This is a genomic window from Massilia eurypsychrophila, assembly GCF_002760655.1.
GTDB lineage: Bacteria > Pseudomonadota > Gammaproteobacteria > Burkholderiales > Burkholderiaceae_D > JAFCUW01.
Window position 1 is genome coordinate 25,450 of record NZ_PDOC01000011.1, and the last position, 17,931, is coordinate 43,380.

Below are 17,931 nucleotides of genomic sequence, written 5' to 3' on the forward strand. Positions count from 1 at the left end.
CCCGCAGTTCATTTGGAGTTGAGGAGACCGTCAACATGCAATCCGTCCCATCGTCAGTCCCCGCCGTCCCCGCGCCCGCCGCCGACGCCGACGCCGAGCGCGTCAACGCCAAGGTGTCGAAGCGCCTGCTGTGGTTCATCTTCCTGCTGTTCGTCTTTTCCTTCCTCGACCGCATCAACATCGGCTTCGCCGGCCTGACGATGATGAAGGACCTCGGCCTGACGTCGACCCAGTTCGGCCTGGCGACCACGCTGTTTTACATCGCCTGCGGCATTCCGAGCAACATCGTGCTGGCGCGGATCGGCGCGCGTCGCTGGATCGGCGCCATCATGATCGCCTGGGGCCTGGCATCGAGCGCGACCATGTTCGCCACCGACCACAACACGCTGTACCCGCTGCGCGTGTTGGTCGGCATCACCGAAGCGGGCTTCTTGCCAGGCATGCTGCTGTACCTGACGTTCTTGGACAGCTCGGTGTGCCATGGCAGCCGCGCCATCTGCATCTCGCGGCGCAGCCTTGAAATCGTCGAGCGGCTCGGCGCCGTCGAAGGCTTCCTCAAAATCGGCCTGCCGTGGACGGGCGGGCGCAGCTTCTACCGCGACACCGAAGTGCTGCACTTCACCATGCCGCAGGACGACAACCAGAAGCTGCCGCCGATGATCAACCTGGCCCAGTACCACATCGAACAGATCCTGCTCGACGCGGCCGAGCGCCACGCGGACCTGATCGACATCCGCTGGCAGACGCGCGTCACCGCGATGGCGCAGGATGGCGCCGGCGTCACCTTGCAGCTTGATACCGCCGACGGGAACTATGCGCTGCAGGCCGACTGGATGGTCGCCGCCGGCGGCGGGCGCAGCACCATCCGCGAGGCGATGGACCTGCAGCTGACGGGCGCCAGCTACGAAGGGCGCTACGTCATCGTCGACATTGCGCTTGAAAGCGCGCGGCCGACCGAACGGCTGGCGTATTTCGATCCGCCGTCAAATCCCGGATCGACCGTGCGGGTGCACAAGCAGCCCGACAACATCTGGCGCATCGACTACCAGGTCGGCGACGGCGAGAACGCCGAACAGGCGGTGCTGCCCGAGAACGTGCTGCCGCGCGTGCAAAGCCTGCTCGACATGATGGGCGAGCGCGGACCATGGTCGCCGATCTGGATCACGATGTACAAGGCGAACGCGCTGACACTGGAAAAGTACCGCCACGGTCGCGTGCTGTTCGCTGCGACGCCGCCCACCTGGTGCCGATCTTCGGCGTGCGCGGCGCTAATTCCGGCATCGACGACACCGACAACGCGGCGTGGAAGCTGGCCTACGTGATCAAGGGCCTGGCCGGCGAAGCGCTGCTCGACAGCTATTCGAGCGAACGGGTCGCCGCGGCGCACGAGAACCTCAGCTACGGCACCAAGAGCACCGAGTTCATGGCGCCGCCGTCGTTCGCGTTTGCGCTGATGCGCACCGCTGTACTGAGCCTGGCCGCACAACATCCGGCCGTGCGCTCGCTGATCAATCCGCGCCAGAGTTCGCCCATCGCCTACACCGCTTCGCCGTTGAATTCGCCGCAGGACGAGGCGTGGAGCGCCGGTCCGGCGCCCGGCGCGGTGCTGCCGGAGTGCCCGCTGGCCATGGTGCGCGACGGCGTCGAACAAGTGCTGCACATGCCCGACCTGCTGGGACCTGGCTTCACCGTCTTCCAGTTTGGTGGCGACCCCGCTCAGATTTTTGACGGCGTAACGATGGTGCAGCTGGCGCCGCGCCACACCTTGAACGCGCGCTATTTCGATCACAGCGGCCGGCTTTTTGCGATGTATGGCGCGCAGGAAGGCGCCGTCTACCTGGTGCGCCCCGATGGCCACTTGGCAGGGCGCTGGCACGCCCCATCGGCCGCCACCGTGCGCTCTGCCATCGACCGCGTGCTGCACCCGATGCCCGGCTAACCCGAAAGGAAGTTATCATGCAAGACAGTGAACTCGACGCCGTCTACACGCGGCTTTGCAAAACCATGACCGAGGTGGGGGCCGACCGTTCGCCGCTGTTCCTGGCGCGCTTTGCCATGCTGGCGATCATCGAACTGGGCGAACCGGCGCTGGCCATGCGCCTGATCGACGCGGCAGCTGACGGCAACACCGACCAAACAGGAGAACCATTATGACCCTGGACTACCAGACCGGATTCGGTAACGAATTCGCCACCGAAGCGCTGCCCGGCGCGCTGCCGGAAGGACGCAATTCGCCGCAGCGCGCGCCGTACGGCCTGTACGCCGAGCAGCTGTCGGGCACCGCATTCACCGCGCCGCGCCACAGCAATCGCCGCTCGTGGCTGTACCGCATCCGGCCGGCCGCCATGCACGGCCACTTCACGCCGATCGACAGCGCCCGCCTTGTCAGCCGCTTCGACGAGCCGGCGGCCTCGCCGAACCAGCTTCGCTGGGATCCGCTGCCGATGCCCACCGAGCCGACCGACTTCGTCGCCGGCCTGGTGACGATGGGCGGCAACGGCAGCCCGGAAGCGGGCAGCGGCTGCGGCATCCATGTGTACGCGGCCAACCGTTCGATGGAGCGCTACTTCTACAACGCCGACGGCGAACTGCTAATCGTGCCGCAGTCGGGCGCGCTGGTGCTGGCGACCGAGCTTGGCATTCTGCGCATCGAACCGCAGGAAATCGCCGTGATCCCGCGCGGGGTGCGCTTCCAGGTCCGGCTCGAAGGCGACAACGCGCGCGGCTACGTGTGCGAAAATTACGGTGCGCTTTTACGCCTGCCGGACCTCGGCGTGATCGGCTCGAACGGCCTGGCCAATCCGCGCGACTTCCAGACGCCGGTGGCCTGCTACGAAGACATCGAAGGCGACTTCGAACTGGTGGCCAAATTCCAGGGCGGGCTATGGCGCGCCGACATCGGTCATTCGCCGCTCGACGTCGTCGCCTGGCACGGCAACTTCGCGCCGTACAAGTACGACCTGCGCCGCTTCAACACGATCGGCTCGATCAGCTACGACCATCCCGATCCGTCGATCTTCCTGGTGCTGCAGGCGCCGAGCGACACGCCCGGCGTCGACACCATCGACTTCGTGATCTTCCCGCCGCGCTGGCTGGCCGCCGAGAACACCTTCCGGCCGCCCTGGTTCCACCGCAATTTCGCCAGCGAATTCATGGGCCTGATCCACGGCGCCTACGACGCCAAGGCGGAAGGCTTCGTGCCGGGCGGCGCCTCGCTGCACAACTGCATGAGCGGGCACGGGCCGGACGCCGCCACCTTCGACAAGGCCAGCGCGGCCGACACCAGCCGCCCGGACCGCGTCAGCGACACGATGGCCTTCATGTTCGAGACACCGACCGTGATCCGCCCGACCCGCCACGCGCTCGAATCGGCGCAGCTGCAAGAGAACTATGCCGAATGCTGGCGCGGGCTCGCCAAGAACTTCGACCCGTCGCGCCGCTGATACCCATTCAAGGAAAACCTGATGTCATTACTGAACGAGACGCACGCGCCCGAATTGACAAGCTGGATCGACTCGGCCAACCTGCCGGGCACCGACTTCCCGATCCAGAATTTGCCGTTCGCGGTATTTCGCCGCGCCGGCAGCGATGAAGCGTATCGCGGCGGCGTGGCCATCGGCGACCAGATCGTCGACCTTTCGCTGGCCGCGCAGTGCGGCGCTCTGGCGCCGGAATGCCGGCCGCTGGCCGCCGCCGCCGGCGAATCGAGCCTGAACCGCTTCATGGCGATGGGGCAGGGCGCCTGGTCGTCGCTGCGGCTGGCGCTGAGCCGCGCGCTGCGCGGCGGCGCCGCCGATGCCGACCGCCTGGCCGGCTGCCTGGTCGCCCAGGCCGACGCCGAATACGCCGTGCCGGCGCGGATCGGCGACTACACCGACTTCTACACATCGGTCTACCACGCGACCAACATCGGCAAGCTGTTCAGGCCCGACAATCCGCTGATGCCGAACTATAAATGGGTGCCGATCGGCTACCACGGCCGCTCGTCGTCGATCGCGGTGTCGGGCCAGGCGTTCGAGCGTCCGCGCGGCCAGACCTTGCCGGCCGGCGCAACCGAGCCGGTGTTTGGCCCGTGCAAGCGGCTCGACTACGAGCTCGAACTTGGCATTTTCGTCGGCGCCGGCAATCCGGGCGGGCGGCCGGTGTCGATCGACGACGCCGAGTCGCACGTATTCGGCATGTGCCTGCTCAACGACTGGTCGGCGCGCGACATCCAGGCGTGGGAATACCAGCCGCTCGGCCCCTTCCTGTCGAAAAATTTCGCCACCACGATTTCGCCCTGGATCGTCACGCTCGAAGCGCTGGCGCCGTACCGGCGGCCGTTCGAGCGGCCGGCGGGCGACCCGGCGCCGCTGCCGTACCTGGCCTCCGACGCCAACCGCGCGCACGGCGCCATCGACATCGAGCTTGAAGTGCTGCTCGAATCGGCGTCGATGCGGCGCGCCGGCGCCGGCGGCGCGCGCCTGAGCGCGACGAGCTATCGGCATGCTTACTGGACGGTGGCGCAGTTATTGGCGCATCACACGGTCAACGGCTGCAACCTGCAGCCGGGCGACCTGTTTGGCAGCGGCACCTTGTCGGGACCGACGCTCGACCAGGCCGGCGCGCTGATCGAATTGACGGCCGGCGGCAAGAACCCGGTCGGTCTGCCCGATGGCGAAAGCCGCGCATTCCTGGAAGATGGTGACGCCATCATCCTGCGCGGCTGGTGCGAGAAGCCAGGCAGCGCGCGCATCGGCTTTGGCGAATGCCGCGGCACGGTACTGCCGGCGCTGGCCGAGTGACTGGCGTGGCGGCGTAGTGCTTAGCCGCCGCAGCCGCCGCAGCACGATTTGCGCGCCGGTGCGTCGTCGGCGACGACAAAGCCGGCCGTCTCCACCGCCGCGCGCAGGTCGCGCGGCGCCGCCAGTGCTTCGTTGAAGGCGACGCGGGCGCGCGAATGCGCCAGCGTGATGTGGACGCTGTCGACGCCGTCCACCGATTCAAGCGCCTTCGCCACCGCGATGGCGATCGCTTCGTTCTGCATGGCCGGGATGGTCATTGTTGTCGTTTCCATGTGATTTTCTCCTGTGGTGATGTGTTCAGCTTAAAACTGGGTCTGACCCCGGTTCGCAAGTTCAGCATAGGCAGGAATGGCGATGCGGTCCATCACATCCGGCCATTCCTGCCGCCGCCTTTTCAAAAACGTAAACCAGGTCAATTCCGCGCGGCGGGCGCCGCCAACTGCGCTTCCAATTCGACGCGCAGGCTGGTGTCACTGATGATTTGTCGTGGCATCAAAAATCATACTTAGACGATGCATGTTTTCCACATGATCTACATCAAGATTTCCAGAACGAATCAAATAGTTCGGCCGCTTGCTAAATATTTGATGTGAATCAATTTTTTAAGATGCGTCCCAAATGTAAGATTTGTCCATGGTCAACGGATGCACGTCGCATCTGACATAACTAGGTGAGAAGAAAATGAAAAGAACAATGATTTCGCAAGCCCTGATGGCATTGGTCATGGGCACGGCCGCATTGGCGCCCGCGATGGCGCAGCATGGAACGGCGCATGGCGCCGCAGCCGCCCCGGCCGCGGGTTCGGCCGTGCAGTACCGCCCCGACGTCACCTTCACGCTGCGCACCGATATCGCCGACGGCAAGCTGGTGTTCATCAGCGAGAGCGGCGCCACCAAAGGCACCGCCAACCCGACGCTGAACGTGGCCGAAGGCGCCATCGTGCAGATCAACCTGGTCAACGGCGACGGCGCGACGCACGATGTCAGCGTGCCTGACTTTAACGCCAAGTCGAACCAGATCAACGCCAAGGGTTCGAGCACCTCGATCGTCTTCAAGGCCGACAAGAAGGGCGTGTTCACGTATATCTGCACCTTGCCCGGCCACGTCGCGGCCGGCATGATCGGCAAGATCATCGTCGGTGGCGCGGTCGCCGCGCCGGTCGCCAAGGGCGCGGACATTTCGCAAAGCCCGTATGCGGTCGGCACGCCGGTCGGCGCACGCGGCCCTAAGAAGCTGACCGTCAACCTCGAGACGACCGAAATCGCCGGCCAGCTCGCCGACGGCACCACCTACCGCTACTGGACCTTCAACAACAAGGTGCCCGGTCCCTTCCTGCGCGTGCGCGTCGGCGACACGGTCGAAGTGAACATGGCCAACGCCAAGGACAGCCACATGATCCACTCTGTCGACTTCCACGCGGTGACAGGTCCCGGCGGCGGCGCCGCCGTCACCCAGGCAGCGCCCGGCAGCACCAAGAGCTTCACCTTCAAGGCGCTCAACCCGGGCCTGTATGTGTATCACTGCGCCACGCCGATGGTGGCCCAGCACATCTCGAACGGCATGTACGGCATGATCCTGGTCGAGCCGGAAGGCGGCCTGGCCAAGGTGGACCGCGAGTTCTACGTGATGCAAGGCGAGATCTACACCGCGCAGCGCCACGGCACTCAAGGCGAAGCCGAGTTCTCGCTCGAAAAACTGCTCAACGAGCAGCCCGAGCACCTGATGTTCAACGGCAGCCACGACGCGTTGACCAAGACGCACCGGATGGAAGCGAAAGTGGGCGAAACCGTGCGCATCTTCTTCGGCGTCGGCGGACCGAACCTGACATCGAGCTTCCATGTCATCGGCGAAGTGTTCGACCGCGTCTATTCGCAGGCCGACCTGACCTCGCCGCCGGCGAAGAACGTGCAGACGACCCTGGTGCCGCCGGGCGGCGCGACGATGGTCGAGTTCAAGGTCGAGGTGCCGGGTCGCTACATCCTGGTCGACCATGCCCTGTCGCGGATGGAAAAAGGCCTGGCCGGTTTCCTCCACGTCGTCGGCAAGGAGAATCCTGACGTGTTCCGCACCGCCAGCAAGCCGGACGCCGACTCGGGTCATTGATCGGCAGGCTTGATGAAAAGACCCGCAGCTTGCGGGTCTTTTGTCGTTGTTGTTTGCGTTGTTATTCCGAATATTCAAAGGCCCCGCATGTTAACTACCAAGATCGACCGCCGTGAATTTCTCAAGCGCCTGCCGCTGTTTGCCGACTTCTCGGCGCAGGAGCTGACCACGCTGGCCGCTGCGACGCAGGAACAGTATCTGCCGCGCGGCACGCCGATTTTTCGGCGTGGCGATCCGTGCCGCGGTTTTCACGTCGTCATCTACGGCCAGGTCAAGCTCGGCTTCGTGTCGGTGCAGGGCGACGAGAAGATCGTCGAGATCATCGGCCCCGGCTTCAGCTTCGGCGAAGCGCTGATGTTCATGGAGAAGCCGTATATCGTCGGCGCCACCGCGCTGGCCGACACCATGCTGCTCCACATCGGCAAGGAAGCCGTGTTCGCCGAGCTGGAACACAACCCGGCGTTCGCCCGCCGTATGCTGGCCGGCATGAGCCGCCGCCTGCATGGCCTGATCAAGGACGTCGAATCGTATTCGCTGCGCTCGGGCAGCCAGCGCATTGTCGGCTACCTGCTCAAGGATGAACCGGAGGGCGACGGCTCGCAGGTCACGCTCACCGTCAGCAAGAAGCTGCTGGCCTCGCGCCTGAACCTGACGCCCGAGTATTTTTCGCGCGTGCTGCACGACCTGTCCGAGCACGGCATGATCGCCGTGAAAGGCCGGCAGATCACCATTCTCGATATCGAGCGGCTGCGCGGCTACGAAGGCTGAAACAACGCCTTGATCGCGCGGCAGCGCACGGCCGCGCGGCGCAGGTCGAGTGCCAGCAGCCCACTGGCTACCGCCAGCAGCGCGCTAGCGGGACGCCCCAGCCAGGCCGGCAGCAAGGACGCGCCCAGCAGCGCGGCCAGCGCCGCCGCATGCCACCAGAACTGGCGCCGCGCCAGCGCATCGGGCAGGATCAGGCGGATCGGCGGCACCTCGCCTTTTTTGGCGCGCGGGTCCTGCTGCAGGTGATACCACAGCAGGAACGGCACGATCTTGTACAGCATCCCGTTGACGGCGCCGATGGCGAAGCCGCCGATGAACAGGATGCCGGTGGCCAGCGCCGCTTGCGGCTGCGGCGCCAGCAGGTGCAGCAGCGTGCTGCCGGCCAGGCTGCCCAGCGCCAGGCGCCAGTACAGCGTGGTGGCGTCGGCCTGCTTGCGCTTGCGCGTGGCCAGCAGTTGCGCGCTGAGCGCGGCAAAAGCGAACAGCGCGGCGCACAGCAAGGCTGCGGCCAGGCTGGCGCCGACGCCGCCGGCGATCACCGCCGCGCTCCATGCCGCCAGCAGGGCGGCCAGCAGCCAGGGCGCCCAGCGCGTCACCGGCGCAGGATACATGCGCGATGACTGGAACATCGGAATGACCTGGAACGCCACGCCGACCACCAGCATGCCGACCCAGCCGAGCAGGCCCCAGGCGGCGTGCAGGTCGGCCAGCATCGGTACCGGCACGGCCAGCATGCCGCCGAATGCCAACGCCAGCGTCACTCCGAGCGCCAGCGTGACGACAAGGCCTGCCACAGCCAGGCGCATCCCGCGCACCATCGGCATGGCCGGCGGCGGCGCCCGGCGCGCCAGTGTTTTTGCAATGGCGGCGATCAGGATCGCAAAGGCGCCGGCGGCGCACAGCGCGGCCGGCAAAAAGAGGAACGCGAGGTTGGCTGCCAGCGCGGCGGCCAGCAGCAGGGCGCCGAGCGCCAGGCCGCACCAGGACAGCGTGGCGGCAGCGCGACTGAGCGTCAGCACGCTGCCGGTCACCACGGGAATGAGCTGCAGGATCGAGCCGGCCATCGCCATGCCCAGGTAGCCCACCGTCAGCAGGTGCGTGGCGCCCAGCGCGGGCGCCGACCAGCGCGAGACGAACGCGTGCTCGCCGGCGCCAAACAGCAGCAGCGCGGCGAGCACGCCGAACCACGGCGCCGCCAGCAGGAAGCGCAGCGGCAGGCCCGGCGCCGGCGACAGCGCGTAGGCGAGGGAGCGCTGCATCAGCGCTCCTGGATCACGATCTGGTAAAGGCCCGGTTCGGGCTCGGTGCTGCTGTAGCGGTAGTTGTTGGTCTCGAGGATGCGAAACAAAGGGTGCGGCTCGCGCTCGATCAGCATGCGGATCTGCTGGCCGGCCAGCAGGCCTGCCAGCGCATCGAGTACGCGCTCCATCGGCTCCGGCGGATACAGGCCGCGCAGGTCGAGGAACACTTCAGGTGGATTGATTGGCTGTGGCATGGCGGTCCGGGTCAAAGGAGGATAGGGGGTGTCACGTTGCCCGCAGCGACGGCGCCGCGGCAGGCAGCAGCGCCGACAGCGGCACCTGGTCGAGCCGTGCGAGGAAGGCGGCGGTCGCCTCGGCCAGCACGCCCTTGAGGCGGCAGCGGCCGGCCAGCACGCAGGAGCTGGGGGTTTCCGAAAAACAGTCGACCATTTGAAAATCTGGTTCGGTCAGGCGGATCACAGCGCCGAGCATGATCTGCTCCGGGGGGCGCGCCAGCTGGATGCCGCCGGCACGTCCGCGCAGCGTGGTGAGCACGCCATGGATGCCGAGTTGGTGAGCGATCTTGCAGAGGTGATTGTGGGAGATGCGGTGAATGTCGGCGATCTCGCGCACGGTGATGATCTTGCCGGGATTGACGCCCAGATGCATCAGCAGGCGCAAGGCATAGTCGGTGTAGTCGGTCAGGCGCATGGCGGTGTTTCCCGTTCCGGATAAAAAAAGCCGGCACCCGCAATGGGCGCCGGCCAGCTTTTACTTCGCCGCGGCCAGCGCGGCGGCGGCCAGCTTGCGCGCGGGGCGGTTCTGGAACACCAGGCGCCACATGAACACGATCAGGAACATGACGCCGACCGAGAACACGATGTCACCCGGTACGCGCAGCCACACCATCGTCTCCATGAAGGTCGAGTGGACCACTTCCGGCGAGCGGGCGAACCAGACGCCGCGGGTGATGCTGGCCCAGGCCTGGTAGATGCCGGCAGGGACCAGCGACATGAACACCATCATCGCCAAGCCCAGGTTCAGCAGCCAGAACATCGGGCGCAGTGCCTTGTCGGACCAGGCCAGGCGGTCGGACAGCCCGCGCAGGCAGAACAGCATCAGGCCGATGCCGAGCATGCCGTACACGCCGAACAGCGCTGCGTGGCCGTGCGCTGCCGTCATGTTCATGCCCTGCATGTAGTACAGCGCGATCGGTGTGTTGATCGTAAAGCCCAACAGGCCCGCACCGACGGTGTTCCAGAAGCCGACCGCGATGAAGCACAGGATCGGCCACTTGTAGGTTTGTACCCAGGGCGCGGCCTTCGAGCGCTGGTAGTTGCGGTAGGCTTCGATGCCGATGATCGACAGCGGCACCACTTCCAGCGCCGAGAACATCGAGCCGATCGCGATGACCGACGTCGGCGTGCCGGTGAAGTACAGGTGGTGCAGCGTGCCGAGGATGCCGCCGAACAGGAACACGATCGTCTCGAGCACGATGGCGCTGTTGGCCGAGGAAGCGCGGATCAGCCCGAGGCGCGTGAACAGCAGCGCGATGACGGCGGTGGCGAACACTTCGAAGAAGCCTTCGACCCACAGGTGCACCAGCCACCAGCGCCAGTACTCGACCATCGAATAGTGGGTGGTGCGGCCCCAGGCCAGCGAGGTGGCGTAGAAGCCGCCGATGCAGAGCGCGGCGAGGAACACCATGGCGATCAGGCCGCGGCTCTCCGACGGCTTTTTCAGCGCCGGCCACAGCCCGCGTCCGAGCAGCGTGACCCAGAACAGCAGGCCGACGAACAGCAGGATCTGCCAGACGCGGCCCATGCTGGTAAATTCGAGGCCCTGATTGCCGACCCAGAAGGCGAAGTCGACGCCCTGCTTTTGCAGGGTGCCGATCCAGCCGAAAGCGGTGGAGCCGACCACGATGAACAGCAGCGCGTAGAACAGCACGTTGACGCCAAGCGCCTGGTACTTCGGTTCATGGCCCGAGATGGCCGGCGCGATATACAGGCCGGTGGCCAGCCATGCGGTGGCGATCCACAGCACCGCGAACTGGGTGTGGATGGTGCGGCTGACGACAAACGGCAGGATATCGGCGAGCGGGAAGCCGAAGAAGCTGGTGCCTTCAACCGAATAGTGGGCGGTGATGATGCCCATGCCTACCTGGGCCAGGATCAGGCCGGCGACGACGAAGAAGTACTTGCGCGTCGCCTTCATCGACGCTGTTGGCTTGAGCTCGAACAGCGGATCGTTCTTCGGCGGCGTCGGGTCGCCTTCTTCCTTGTGAATCGAATGGAAGAAGATCATGCCGGCGATCGCGGCGATCATCAGGATGACGCTGGCGATCGACCACATGCCGGCGCCGGCGGTCGGCGTATTGCCAACCAGCGGCTCGTGTGGCCAGTTGCTGGTGTAGGACAGGTTGCTCTGGCCCGGACGGTCGGTCGACGCGGCCCATGAGGTCCAGAAGAAGAACGCGGTGAGCGACTTGCGGTCCGACGCTTTCGGCAGCGAGTTCGGCGTCATCGCGTACTGCTCGCGCAGCGCGTCGAGCGAGGCGGCGTCGCCGAACAGGTCGTTGAAGTGGGCAGCGGTGCGGCGCACGGCCTCGGCGCGGGTGGTCGACAGCGTCAAGGTGCCGGTGACGGCGTCGTAGGTATTGGCGCGCAGTTCGTTCTTGATGGTGACGTCGACGCGTGCCTTGTCGCCGATTTCAAGTTCGGCATACTTGCGGCCATGGTCGCGCAGCGAGACCAGCTCCTGCAGCGCCAGCGCCTCGCGGTGCAGCCAGTCGGCCGACCAGTCGGGCGCCAGGTAGCTGCCGTGGCCCCAGACGGTGCCGAGCTGCTGGCCGCCGGCGGCCAGCCAGGCCTGCTGGCCAAACTGGACATTGTCTTTCGTGAAAAGTACCGTGCCTTCGGTACTGCTGACCTGCAGCGGGATGGGCGGCGCTTCCAGGTAAATCTCGCGGCCGACCCAGAGCAGGGCGGCGAACGAAAATACGCAGATGACCGCTAGCCAGGTCCATAGTTTGCGCGTGGCGTGCATACGATTCCTTATTGATGTTGTAGGTGTAAAGGGATGAGAACTAAGATGCATTCTATTTGCATGTTTTGCGTGGTGCAAACCCGCTGTGTGGTCAGAATTAATCCAGATTAAGAATTTCCCAGGACGGCTGGGTGGCGGAACGGCGCACGTTAGTGACGCCAAGAAAAACCGATGGTAGTTGGAGCGAGGCGCCGCCGCCCATGATGTAGATCAAATTTGCGGAAGAAGAACTGTTGCGTGCAAATATAGTTCCCAAGCGCACATTTTGTCTTGTCGCCTCAGGTTGCCGTGACTACCATGGGTGCCGTTGCGGCTCGCCGTTGGCTTGCCATCGCGCCGCTGAAATGACACACGGGAGAATAACAATGAGCAACACCGACGCGCCGATCCAGGCGAATCCGGCATCGCCGGCGGTCCACTTTGACGCGGCCCTGATTGCCAAGATGAGCCAGCAGGGTCCGCGCTATACGTCGTACCCGACGGCCGACCGCTTTCGCGCCGGCTACGGCCACGCCGACTATGCCGCCGTCGTCGGCCAGCTCGGCGAAGCGGCGCCGCGCCTGCCGCTGTCGCTGTATCTGCACATTCCGTTTTGCGAGTCGCTGTGCTACTACTGCGCCTGCAACAAGATCATCACCAAGGAGCACGACAAGGCCGCCGTCTACCTCGAGTACCTCAAGCGCGAGATTAGCATGCAGGCCGCCTTGCTCGGGCGCGAGCAGCGCGTCGAGCAGCTGCACCTTGGCGGCGGCACGCCGACCTACCTGTCGGACCAGCAGATGGCGTCGCTGATGGCGCACCTGGCCAGCTGCTTCGAATTCGCCGATGGCGACAGCGGCGAATACTCGATCGAGATCGATCCGCGCACGGTCGACCGCGAGCGCATCTTCTCGCTGCGGCGCCAGGGCTTCAATCGCCTCAGTCTGGGCGTGCAGGACTTCGACCCCGAAGTGCAGAAGGCGGTCAACCGCATCCAGCCCGACGCGCTGACGCTCGACGCCATCGGCGCCGCGCGCGAAGCGGGCTTTCGCTCGATCAGCATCGACCTGATTTATGGCCTGCCCAAGCAGAGCCTGAAGACGATCGGCGAGACGCTCGCCAAGGTGGTGCTGGCCAGCCCGGACCGGATCTCGATCTACAACTACGCCCACATGCCGCAGCTGTTCAAGTCGCAGCGCCTGATCGTCGACGCCGACCTGCCGAGCGACTCCGACAAGCTGGCCATGCTTGGCCTGTGCATCGAGCGCCTGACCGCCGCCGGCTACGTCTACATCGGCATGGACCATTTCGCCAAGCCGGACGACGAGCTGGCGGTGGCGCAGCGCAGCGGCCAGCTGCATCGCAACTTCCAGGGCTATTCGACGCATGCCGACACCGACATGGTGTCGTGCGGCGTGTCGGCCATCAGCGCCGTCGGCGATTCGTACTGCCAGAACGAGAAGTCGCTCGAGCGCTATTACGCCGCGCTCGACGAAGGCCACCTGCCGGTGGCGCGCGGCATCGAGCTCACGCGCGACGACTTGATCCGGCGCGACGTCATCGGCCGCCTGATGTGCGATTTCGCGCTGAGCTTGCGGTCGGTCGAGCGCGCGCACGGCATCGAATTCGGCGTCTACTTCGCCGCCGAACTGGCGCGCCTGCGCGAATTCGAGGGCGACGGCCTGCTCGACATCAGCGATAGCGCGTTGACGGTGACGCCGGCCGGGCGGCTGCTGGTGCGCAACCTGTGCATGGTGTTCGACAAATACTTCGGCACGTCCAACGACATTCCGCTGCAGCGCATGCGCTACTCGAAAACCATCTGACTGCGCGATTCTTAAACCAGTTCAAGGTTTTGCGCGCCGCCTCTCGTACCCGCTGGCTGGGGCGTGCGGCGGCGCTCTACAATGGTTTGCCGCATTCGCGGCTTTTCTGGAGATGTACATGAAGACCTTGATGAACGTCGCGCTCGCATGCGCGGCCCTGGCCCTGGGCGCACCTGCGCAGGCAAACGCCGACCTGGCGAAAACCAAGAACTGCATGGGCTGCCATGCGATGGACACCAAGGTGCTCGGTCCCGCCTTCAAGGAAGTCGCGACCAAATACAAGGGTCAGAAGGACGCCGAGGCCAAGCTCGTTGCCAGCATCACCAAGGGTAGCAGCGGCGCGTGGGGCGCGATGGCGATGCCGCCGAACCCTGTGAGCCCGGCCGAAGCGCAGACGCTGGCCAAGTGGGTGCTGGCACAGAAGTAGCTACCACTTGGTGCCAGTGTTTCACAGATCTGAAGTGCTGCGGCCCGTTAGCCGCAGCTGCCGATGTAGTGGCACTCGCTGCAATGGCTGCAGCCGTCGACCTTGTGCAGCGCGTGCGCGCCGCAGTCCGGGCATTTGCGCCCCACGTAGGGCCGCTGCGCCGCCGGCGCCGGCGGTACCGCGCGGTGCGACATGTCGGCCGCGCCGCCGCCCAGCTGGCGCGCCAGCTCCACTGTCGGCACCTGGTCGCCGTTCTGGTCGAGGAACCCGCGCCGGATCAGCACCCGCTGCAGCATGAAGGCAATCGCCGCCACCTCCGAATCGTGATACATCGGCACCTCGGTGCCATCGGCGCGCGTGAAGCTGCCGCAGCGAACCGGCCCCTTTTCCCACACCACTTCGCGCATGTCGGCCAGCGCCCGCGCCACCGAACTGCCGGCGCGCGCCGCCAGCGACAGCAGGCGCATCGTCGAAGTGATCCACTGCTGGCCGTCGCTGCGCTGGTTGGCCGGCATGAAGAACTCGAACGGCCGTTCGATCACCACCGGCAGGCCGTCGAGCCGTCCTTCGGCGCGGATGAAGCTCACCGTCAGATACGCCGCCTTCGGCCCTTCCTGGGTTGTGTAGCGGACCTTGCAGGTGACCGATTCGAGTTCGCCCGATGGCCGGCTGTCGAAGCGCCGGCGCAGCGGATCCTCATCGGGCAGGGCGGGCGACGATGCCGCCGGCGCCACACTGAGCACGCTGGCCAGGCCCGCATTCGGCCGGTAGGTGGCCAGGCCCTTCAGGCCCGCGCGCCAGGCATCGCGGTACAGGTCCTTGAATTCGGCATACGGATAATCGGCCGGCACGTTGACGGTTTTCGAAATCGCCGTGTCGATGAACGGCTGCACCGCCTGCATCATGCCCAGGTGGTCGCGCGCCGCCATCTGCAAGGCCGTGACGAATTGCGCGGGCAGGGCGGCGTCGTCGCTGACGTCGTGGCCGAGGTGGCGGTATAGCCGCCACGCGTGGTCCGCCACCTCGTAGCTGCGGGTGCCGCCGTCGGCCATGCGCTTCTTGCGAAAGTAGACCCACGAGAAGGCCGGCTCGATGCCGTTCGACGCGTTGTCGGCGAACGCCAGCGTGATCGAGCCGGTCGGCGCGATCGACAGCAGGTGCGAATTGCGGATGCCATGTGCGGCGATCCGCGCCCGCAGCGTGGTCGGCAGGCGGCCGACGAACTGGCCGGCCAGGTAGGCGTCGGCATCGAAAAGCGGGAACGGACCTTTTTCAATCGCCAGGTCGATCGAGGCGCTATACGCGGCGTCGCGCAATTCTTCCGCGATGCGGGAAGCCACTGCGCGCCCTGCATCGCTGTCGTAGGCGACACCGAGCATCACCAGGGCGCTGCCGAGTCCGAGGAAGCCGAGGCCCACGCGCCGCTTGGTGCGGCCTTCTTCGGCCTGCTGCGGCAGCGGCCACTCGGTGGCGTCGAGCGCCAGGTCGAGCATGCGCACGCCGACCGCGGCCACCTCGCGCAGGCGCGCAAAATCGATCGCTGCCTCCGCGGTGAATGGCGCATCGACAAAGCGCGTCAGATTGATCGAGCCCAGGTCGCAGCAGCCGTACGGCGGCAACGGCTGCTCGCCGCAGGGATTGGTGGCGCACAGCTGCTCGGCGTAGTACAGGTTGTTTTCGGCGTTGATGCGGTCGATGAACAGCACACCCGGTTCGGCGTGGTCATAGGTCGACTGCATCACCGCCTGCCATAGCAAGGCTGCGTCGAGCGTGCGGTACACCCACTTGGCGTCGGCGCGCTGGCTGGCGCCGGCGGCGATCTGGTCGTCGGACGGCTCGGCCGCGTGCACCAGGTCGAACGGCTGCTGGTCTTCAAGCGCCTGCATGAAGGAGTCGGTCACCGCGATCGACAGGTTGAAGTTGGTGAAGGCACCGTCATGCTTGGCCGCGATGAAGCGTTCGATGTCCGGATGGTCGATGCGCAACACGCCCATCTGGGCGCCGCGGCGCGCGCCGGCCGATTCGACCGTCTTGCATGAAGCGTCGAACACTTCCATGTACGACACCGGCCCGGAGGCGCGCGAGTGGGTGCCCTTGACCTTGCTGCCGCACGGGCGGATGGCGCTGAAGTCGTAGCCGACGCCGCCGCCGCGTCGCATCGTCTCCGCCGCTTCGGCGACGGCGGTGTAGATGCCGGGCAGGCCGTCGTGCCAGCCGGTGACCGAGTCGCCCACCGGCTGCACGAAGCAGTTCATCAGCGTCGCCTTCATGCCCATGCCGGCCGCCGAATTGATGCGGCCGGCCGGAATGAAGCCTTGCTGCTGCGCCCACAGGAAGCGCGCGGCCATCGCTTCGCGCAGCTCCGCGCTTTCGTACTGCGCCAGCGCGTCGGCCACCCGGGCCTGCACCGCGGCGATGGTGTTCTCGCTGCCTTTGGCATACTTCTCGCACAACACGTCGATCGACACTTCCTGCGCCGGAAGGGTCCGGCCTAACATTTTTTCGCTCGCGTTCATTCTTGTCCTGATTCTGAGGGCCGGCCGCCACCACGGCGCCAGCCCTGCCCACTATCGGCGAAGCGCCAGTGGAACTCCTTAAAGCAGGCTAAGGTTTTGCGCATGAGAACCGACTTGCGAGGGCTCTTTACATGGCTTTACATGATCTGGCGGCAAGAATTTCGCCAAACTGCCGATAATAGAACCATTACCGACTTGAAGAGAGCGTTATCGTGAGTGCAATTAGCAGTGTGGGCGCGGGTGCCGCGGCGTGGCAACCAAAACGGCCCGACGTGGCCAGGATGAGTGAAGACTTGTTCGCCACACTGGACGCCGACGGCACGGGTTTGGTCGACGAGGCAGAATTTTCCTCTGCGCTGGGCAAAGTGGGCGTGGCCGAAAGTGATGCCGCGGCGCTGGTGACGCAGCTCGACGGCGACGGCAACGGCAACGGCAACAGCGACGGCAGTGTCAGCAAGGAAGAGTTAAGCGCTGGCATACAGAAGTTGGCCGATCAATTCGAAGCGCAGTTCAACGCATCGCGCACCACCCAGGCGCACGGCGGCCTGCCGCCACCAGCGTCGCCCGAGGATGCCTTCGCCGCGATTGACAGTGACGGCGGTGGCAGCATCGACAAGGCCGAGCTGCAGGCGGCGTACGGGCAGGGCGAGGACAGCGCGCTTGCCGACGAAGTGTTCGGCGCGCTCGATTCCGATGGCGACGACTTGATCAGCAAGGACGAACTGGCGCAGGGCATGCGCGCCGCTGGCGAAGGCGCCGCTGCGGATGCGCCGCCGCCTGCGCGCGGTGGCGGCATGCCGCCAGGCGGCGCCGGCGAGAAACAGTACGAGCCGGCCGACGCCAACGAAGACGGCACCGTGACGATCCAGGAGAGCATGGCCTACGAGGCGGAACAGGCCAGCAGGAAAGCGGAATCGACTTCGGACGGCCAGGACGCCGCGCTCGACAAGCTGCTGGCGCAACTGGCGAAAACCTATGCCGATGCCAGCGGCCCGGCGGCCGGTGGCGCCGTTGCGGTAACCGCCTAGCGAGCCGCCGAGCACCGCTCTGCGGCCCCGGTCTCTCCCCCCCGGGGTCAGTGCCGGCAACCAAACACAGGCCCATCCGTTGCCGCGGCTAGCGGCGCAGCGACGAGTCAGTGTACGAATGCCGTCAATCCGCCGGGGTCAGTGCCGGCAAACGTACACAGGCCCATCCGTTGCCGCAGCTAGAAATCCGCCGGGGTCGAAATCCGCCGGG

General features: G+C 65.9%; 14 protein-coding genes and 2 pseudogenes. 10 read left to right on the plus strand and 6 right to left on the minus strand.

Annotated elements, in window-relative coordinates:
* Positions 1 to 35: 35 nt before the first annotated feature.
* From CR105_RS28945 to fahA, 5 genes and pseudogenes are all read left to right on the plus strand, one after another.
* Positions 36 to 395, plus strand: a pseudogene (locus tag CR105_RS28945) (MFS transporter); the annotation flags it as partial.
* Positions 396 to 437: 42 nt separating this feature from the next.
* Positions 438 to 1,939: pseudogene (locus CR105_RS28690) on the plus strand (FAD-dependent monooxygenase); the annotation flags it as partial.
* Positions 1,940 to 1,956: 17 nt separating this feature from the next.
* A complete protein-coding gene (locus CR105_RS17045) occupies positions 1,957 to 2,154 on the plus strand; it encodes a hypothetical protein (RefSeq protein WP_099790322.1) in 198 nt (65 codons plus the stop codon).
* The gene (hmgA, locus tag CR105_RS17050; RefSeq protein ID WP_099790324.1) at positions 2,151 to 3,443 is read left to right on the plus strand and encodes a homogentisate 1,2-dioxygenase; all 1,293 of its coding nucleotides are present in this window, start codon (positions 2,151 to 2,153) and stop codon (positions 3,441 to 3,443) included. The genes CR105_RS17045 and hmgA overlap by 4 nt, the downstream gene beginning before the upstream one ends.
* 21 nt (positions 3,444 to 3,464) lie before the next feature.
* A complete protein-coding gene (gene fahA / locus CR105_RS17055) occupies positions 3,465 to 4,784 on the plus strand; it encodes a fumarylacetoacetase (RefSeq protein ID WP_099790326.1) in 1,320 nt (439 codons plus the stop codon).
* A gap of 20 nt (positions 4,785 to 4,804) precedes the next feature.
* On the opposite strand, the gene CR105_RS17060 is transcribed toward fahA, so the two are convergent.
* Positions 4,805 to 5,056, minus strand: coding sequence for a heavy-metal-associated domain-containing protein (locus tag CR105_RS17060; RefSeq protein ID WP_099790328.1), 252 nt, complete (start codon positions 5,054 to 5,056; stop codon positions 4,805 to 4,807).
* A gap of 421 nt (positions 5,057 to 5,477) precedes the next feature.
* Between CR105_RS17060 and nirK the strand changes: the two genes are divergently transcribed.
* Both nirK and CR105_RS17070 read left to right on the plus strand, forming a co-directional pair.
* Complete coding sequence (gene nirK, locus CR105_RS17065; RefSeq protein WP_229413982.1) at positions 5,478 to 6,887, plus strand: copper-containing nitrite reductase; 1,410 nt, start codon at positions 5,478 to 5,480, stop codon at positions 6,885 to 6,887.
* Between the two features lie 87 nt (positions 6,888 to 6,974).
* Positions 6,975 to 7,655, plus strand: a complete 681-nt coding sequence (locus tag CR105_RS17070; protein WP_099790332.1) for a Crp/Fnr family transcriptional regulator — start codon at positions 6,975 to 6,977, stop codon at positions 7,653 to 7,655.
* Here the strand turns inward: CR105_RS17070 and CR105_RS17075 are convergent.
* From CR105_RS17075 to CR105_RS17090, 4 genes are read right to left on the minus strand one after another with little or no spacing between them, the layout of a single operon-like run.
* On the minus strand, positions 7,643 to 8,914 hold the full coding sequence (locus tag CR105_RS17075; RefSeq protein WP_099790334.1) for a hypothetical protein: 1,272 nt from the start codon (positions 8,912 to 8,914) through the stop codon (positions 7,643 to 7,645). The genes CR105_RS17070 and CR105_RS17075 overlap by 13 nt on opposite strands.
* Positions 8,914 to 9,150, minus strand: a complete 237-nt coding sequence (locus CR105_RS17080; RefSeq protein WP_099790549.1) for a DUF2249 domain-containing protein — start codon at positions 9,148 to 9,150, stop codon at positions 8,914 to 8,916. The genes CR105_RS17075 and CR105_RS17080 overlap by 1 nt, the downstream gene beginning before the upstream one ends.
* Positions 9,151 to 9,181: 31 nt before the next feature.
* On the minus strand, positions 9,182 to 9,607 hold the full coding sequence (locus CR105_RS17085; protein ID WP_099790336.1) for an RrF2 family transcriptional regulator: 426 nt from the start codon (positions 9,605 to 9,607) through the stop codon (positions 9,182 to 9,184).
* Between the two features lie 60 nt (positions 9,608 to 9,667).
* Positions 9,668 to 11,944 carry a nitric-oxide reductase large subunit gene (locus CR105_RS17090; RefSeq protein ID WP_099790338.1) on the minus strand — a complete coding sequence of 759 codons (2,277 nt, stop codon included), beginning with the start codon at positions 11,942 to 11,944 and terminating at the stop codon, positions 9,668 to 9,670.
* A gap of 365 nt (positions 11,945 to 12,309) precedes the next feature.
* Between CR105_RS17090 and hemN the strand changes: the two genes are divergently transcribed.
* Positions 12,310 to 13,749, plus strand: a complete 1,440-nt coding sequence (hemN, locus tag CR105_RS17095) for an oxygen-independent coproporphyrinogen III oxidase (RefSeq protein ID WP_099790340.1) — start codon at positions 12,310 to 12,312, stop codon at positions 13,747 to 13,749.
* A 118-nt stretch (positions 13,750 to 13,867) separates the two neighbouring features.
* Positions 13,868 to 14,176, plus strand: a complete 309-nt coding sequence (locus CR105_RS17100) for a c-type cytochrome (RefSeq protein ID WP_099790342.1) — start codon at positions 13,868 to 13,870, stop codon at positions 14,174 to 14,176.
* A 47-nt stretch (positions 14,177 to 14,223) separates the two neighbouring features.
* On the opposite strand, the gene CR105_RS17105 is transcribed toward CR105_RS17100, so the two are convergent.
* The gene (locus CR105_RS17105) at positions 14,224 to 16,692 is read right to left on the minus strand and encodes an adenosylcobalamin-dependent ribonucleoside-diphosphate reductase (protein WP_099790344.1); all 2,469 of its coding nucleotides are present in this window, start codon (positions 16,690 to 16,692) and stop codon (positions 14,224 to 14,226) included.
* A 293-nt stretch (positions 16,693 to 16,985) separates the two neighbouring features.
* Between CR105_RS17105 and CR105_RS17110 the strand changes: the two genes are divergently transcribed.
* Positions 16,986 to 17,720, plus strand: coding sequence for an EF-hand domain-containing protein (locus CR105_RS17110; RefSeq protein ID WP_131021690.1), 735 nt, complete (start codon positions 16,986 to 16,988; stop codon positions 17,718 to 17,720).
* Positions 17,721 to 17,931 lie beyond the last annotated feature (211 nt).

What these genes read in the sequence shown, in the direction of transcription:
- CR105_RS17105 (WP_099790344.1), bottom strand. Translation starts at nt 16,692, where the DNA reads ATGAACGCGAGCGAAAAAATGTTAGGCCGGACCCTTCCGGCGCAGGAA.
- CR105_RS17080 (WP_099790549.1), bottom strand. Translation starts at nt 9,150, where the DNA reads ATGCCACAGCCAATCAATCCACCTGAAGTGTTCCTCGACCTGCGCGGC.
- CR105_RS17090 (WP_099790338.1), bottom strand. Translation starts at nt 11,944, where the DNA reads ATGCACGCCACGCGCAAACTATGGACCTGGCTAGCGGTCATCTGCGTA.
- CR105_RS17045 (WP_099790322.1), top strand. Translation starts at nt 1,957, where the DNA reads ATGCAAGACAGTGAACTCGACGCCGTCTACACGCGGCTTTGCAAAACC.
- hemN (WP_099790340.1), top strand. Translation starts at nt 12,310, where the DNA reads ATGAGCAACACCGACGCGCCGATCCAGGCGAATCCGGCATCGCCGGCG.
- CR105_RS17070 (WP_099790332.1), top strand. Translation starts at nt 6,975, where the DNA reads ATGTTAACTACCAAGATCGACCGCCGTGAATTTCTCAAGCGCCTGCCG.
- hmgA (WP_099790324.1), top strand. Translation starts at nt 2,151, where the DNA reads ATGACCCTGGACTACCAGACCGGATTCGGTAACGAATTCGCCACCGAA.
- CR105_RS17060 (WP_099790328.1), bottom strand. Translation starts at nt 5,056, where the DNA reads ATGGAAACGACAACAATGACCATCCCGGCCATGCAGAACGAAGCGATC.
- CR105_RS17075 (WP_099790334.1), bottom strand. Translation starts at nt 8,914, where the DNA reads ATGCAGCGCTCCCTCGCCTACGCGCTGTCGCCGGCGCCGGGCCTGCCG.
- nirK (WP_229413982.1), top strand. Translation starts at nt 5,478, where the DNA reads ATGATTTCGCAAGCCCTGATGGCATTGGTCATGGGCACGGCCGCATTG.
- CR105_RS17085 (WP_099790336.1), bottom strand. Translation starts at nt 9,607, where the DNA reads ATGCGCCTGACCGACTACACCGACTATGCCTTGCGCCTGCTGATGCAT.
- fahA (WP_099790326.1), top strand. Translation starts at nt 3,465, where the DNA reads ATGTCATTACTGAACGAGACGCACGCGCCCGAATTGACAAGCTGGATC.
- CR105_RS17100 (WP_099790342.1), top strand. Translation starts at nt 13,868, where the DNA reads ATGAAGACCTTGATGAACGTCGCGCTCGCATGCGCGGCCCTGGCCCTG.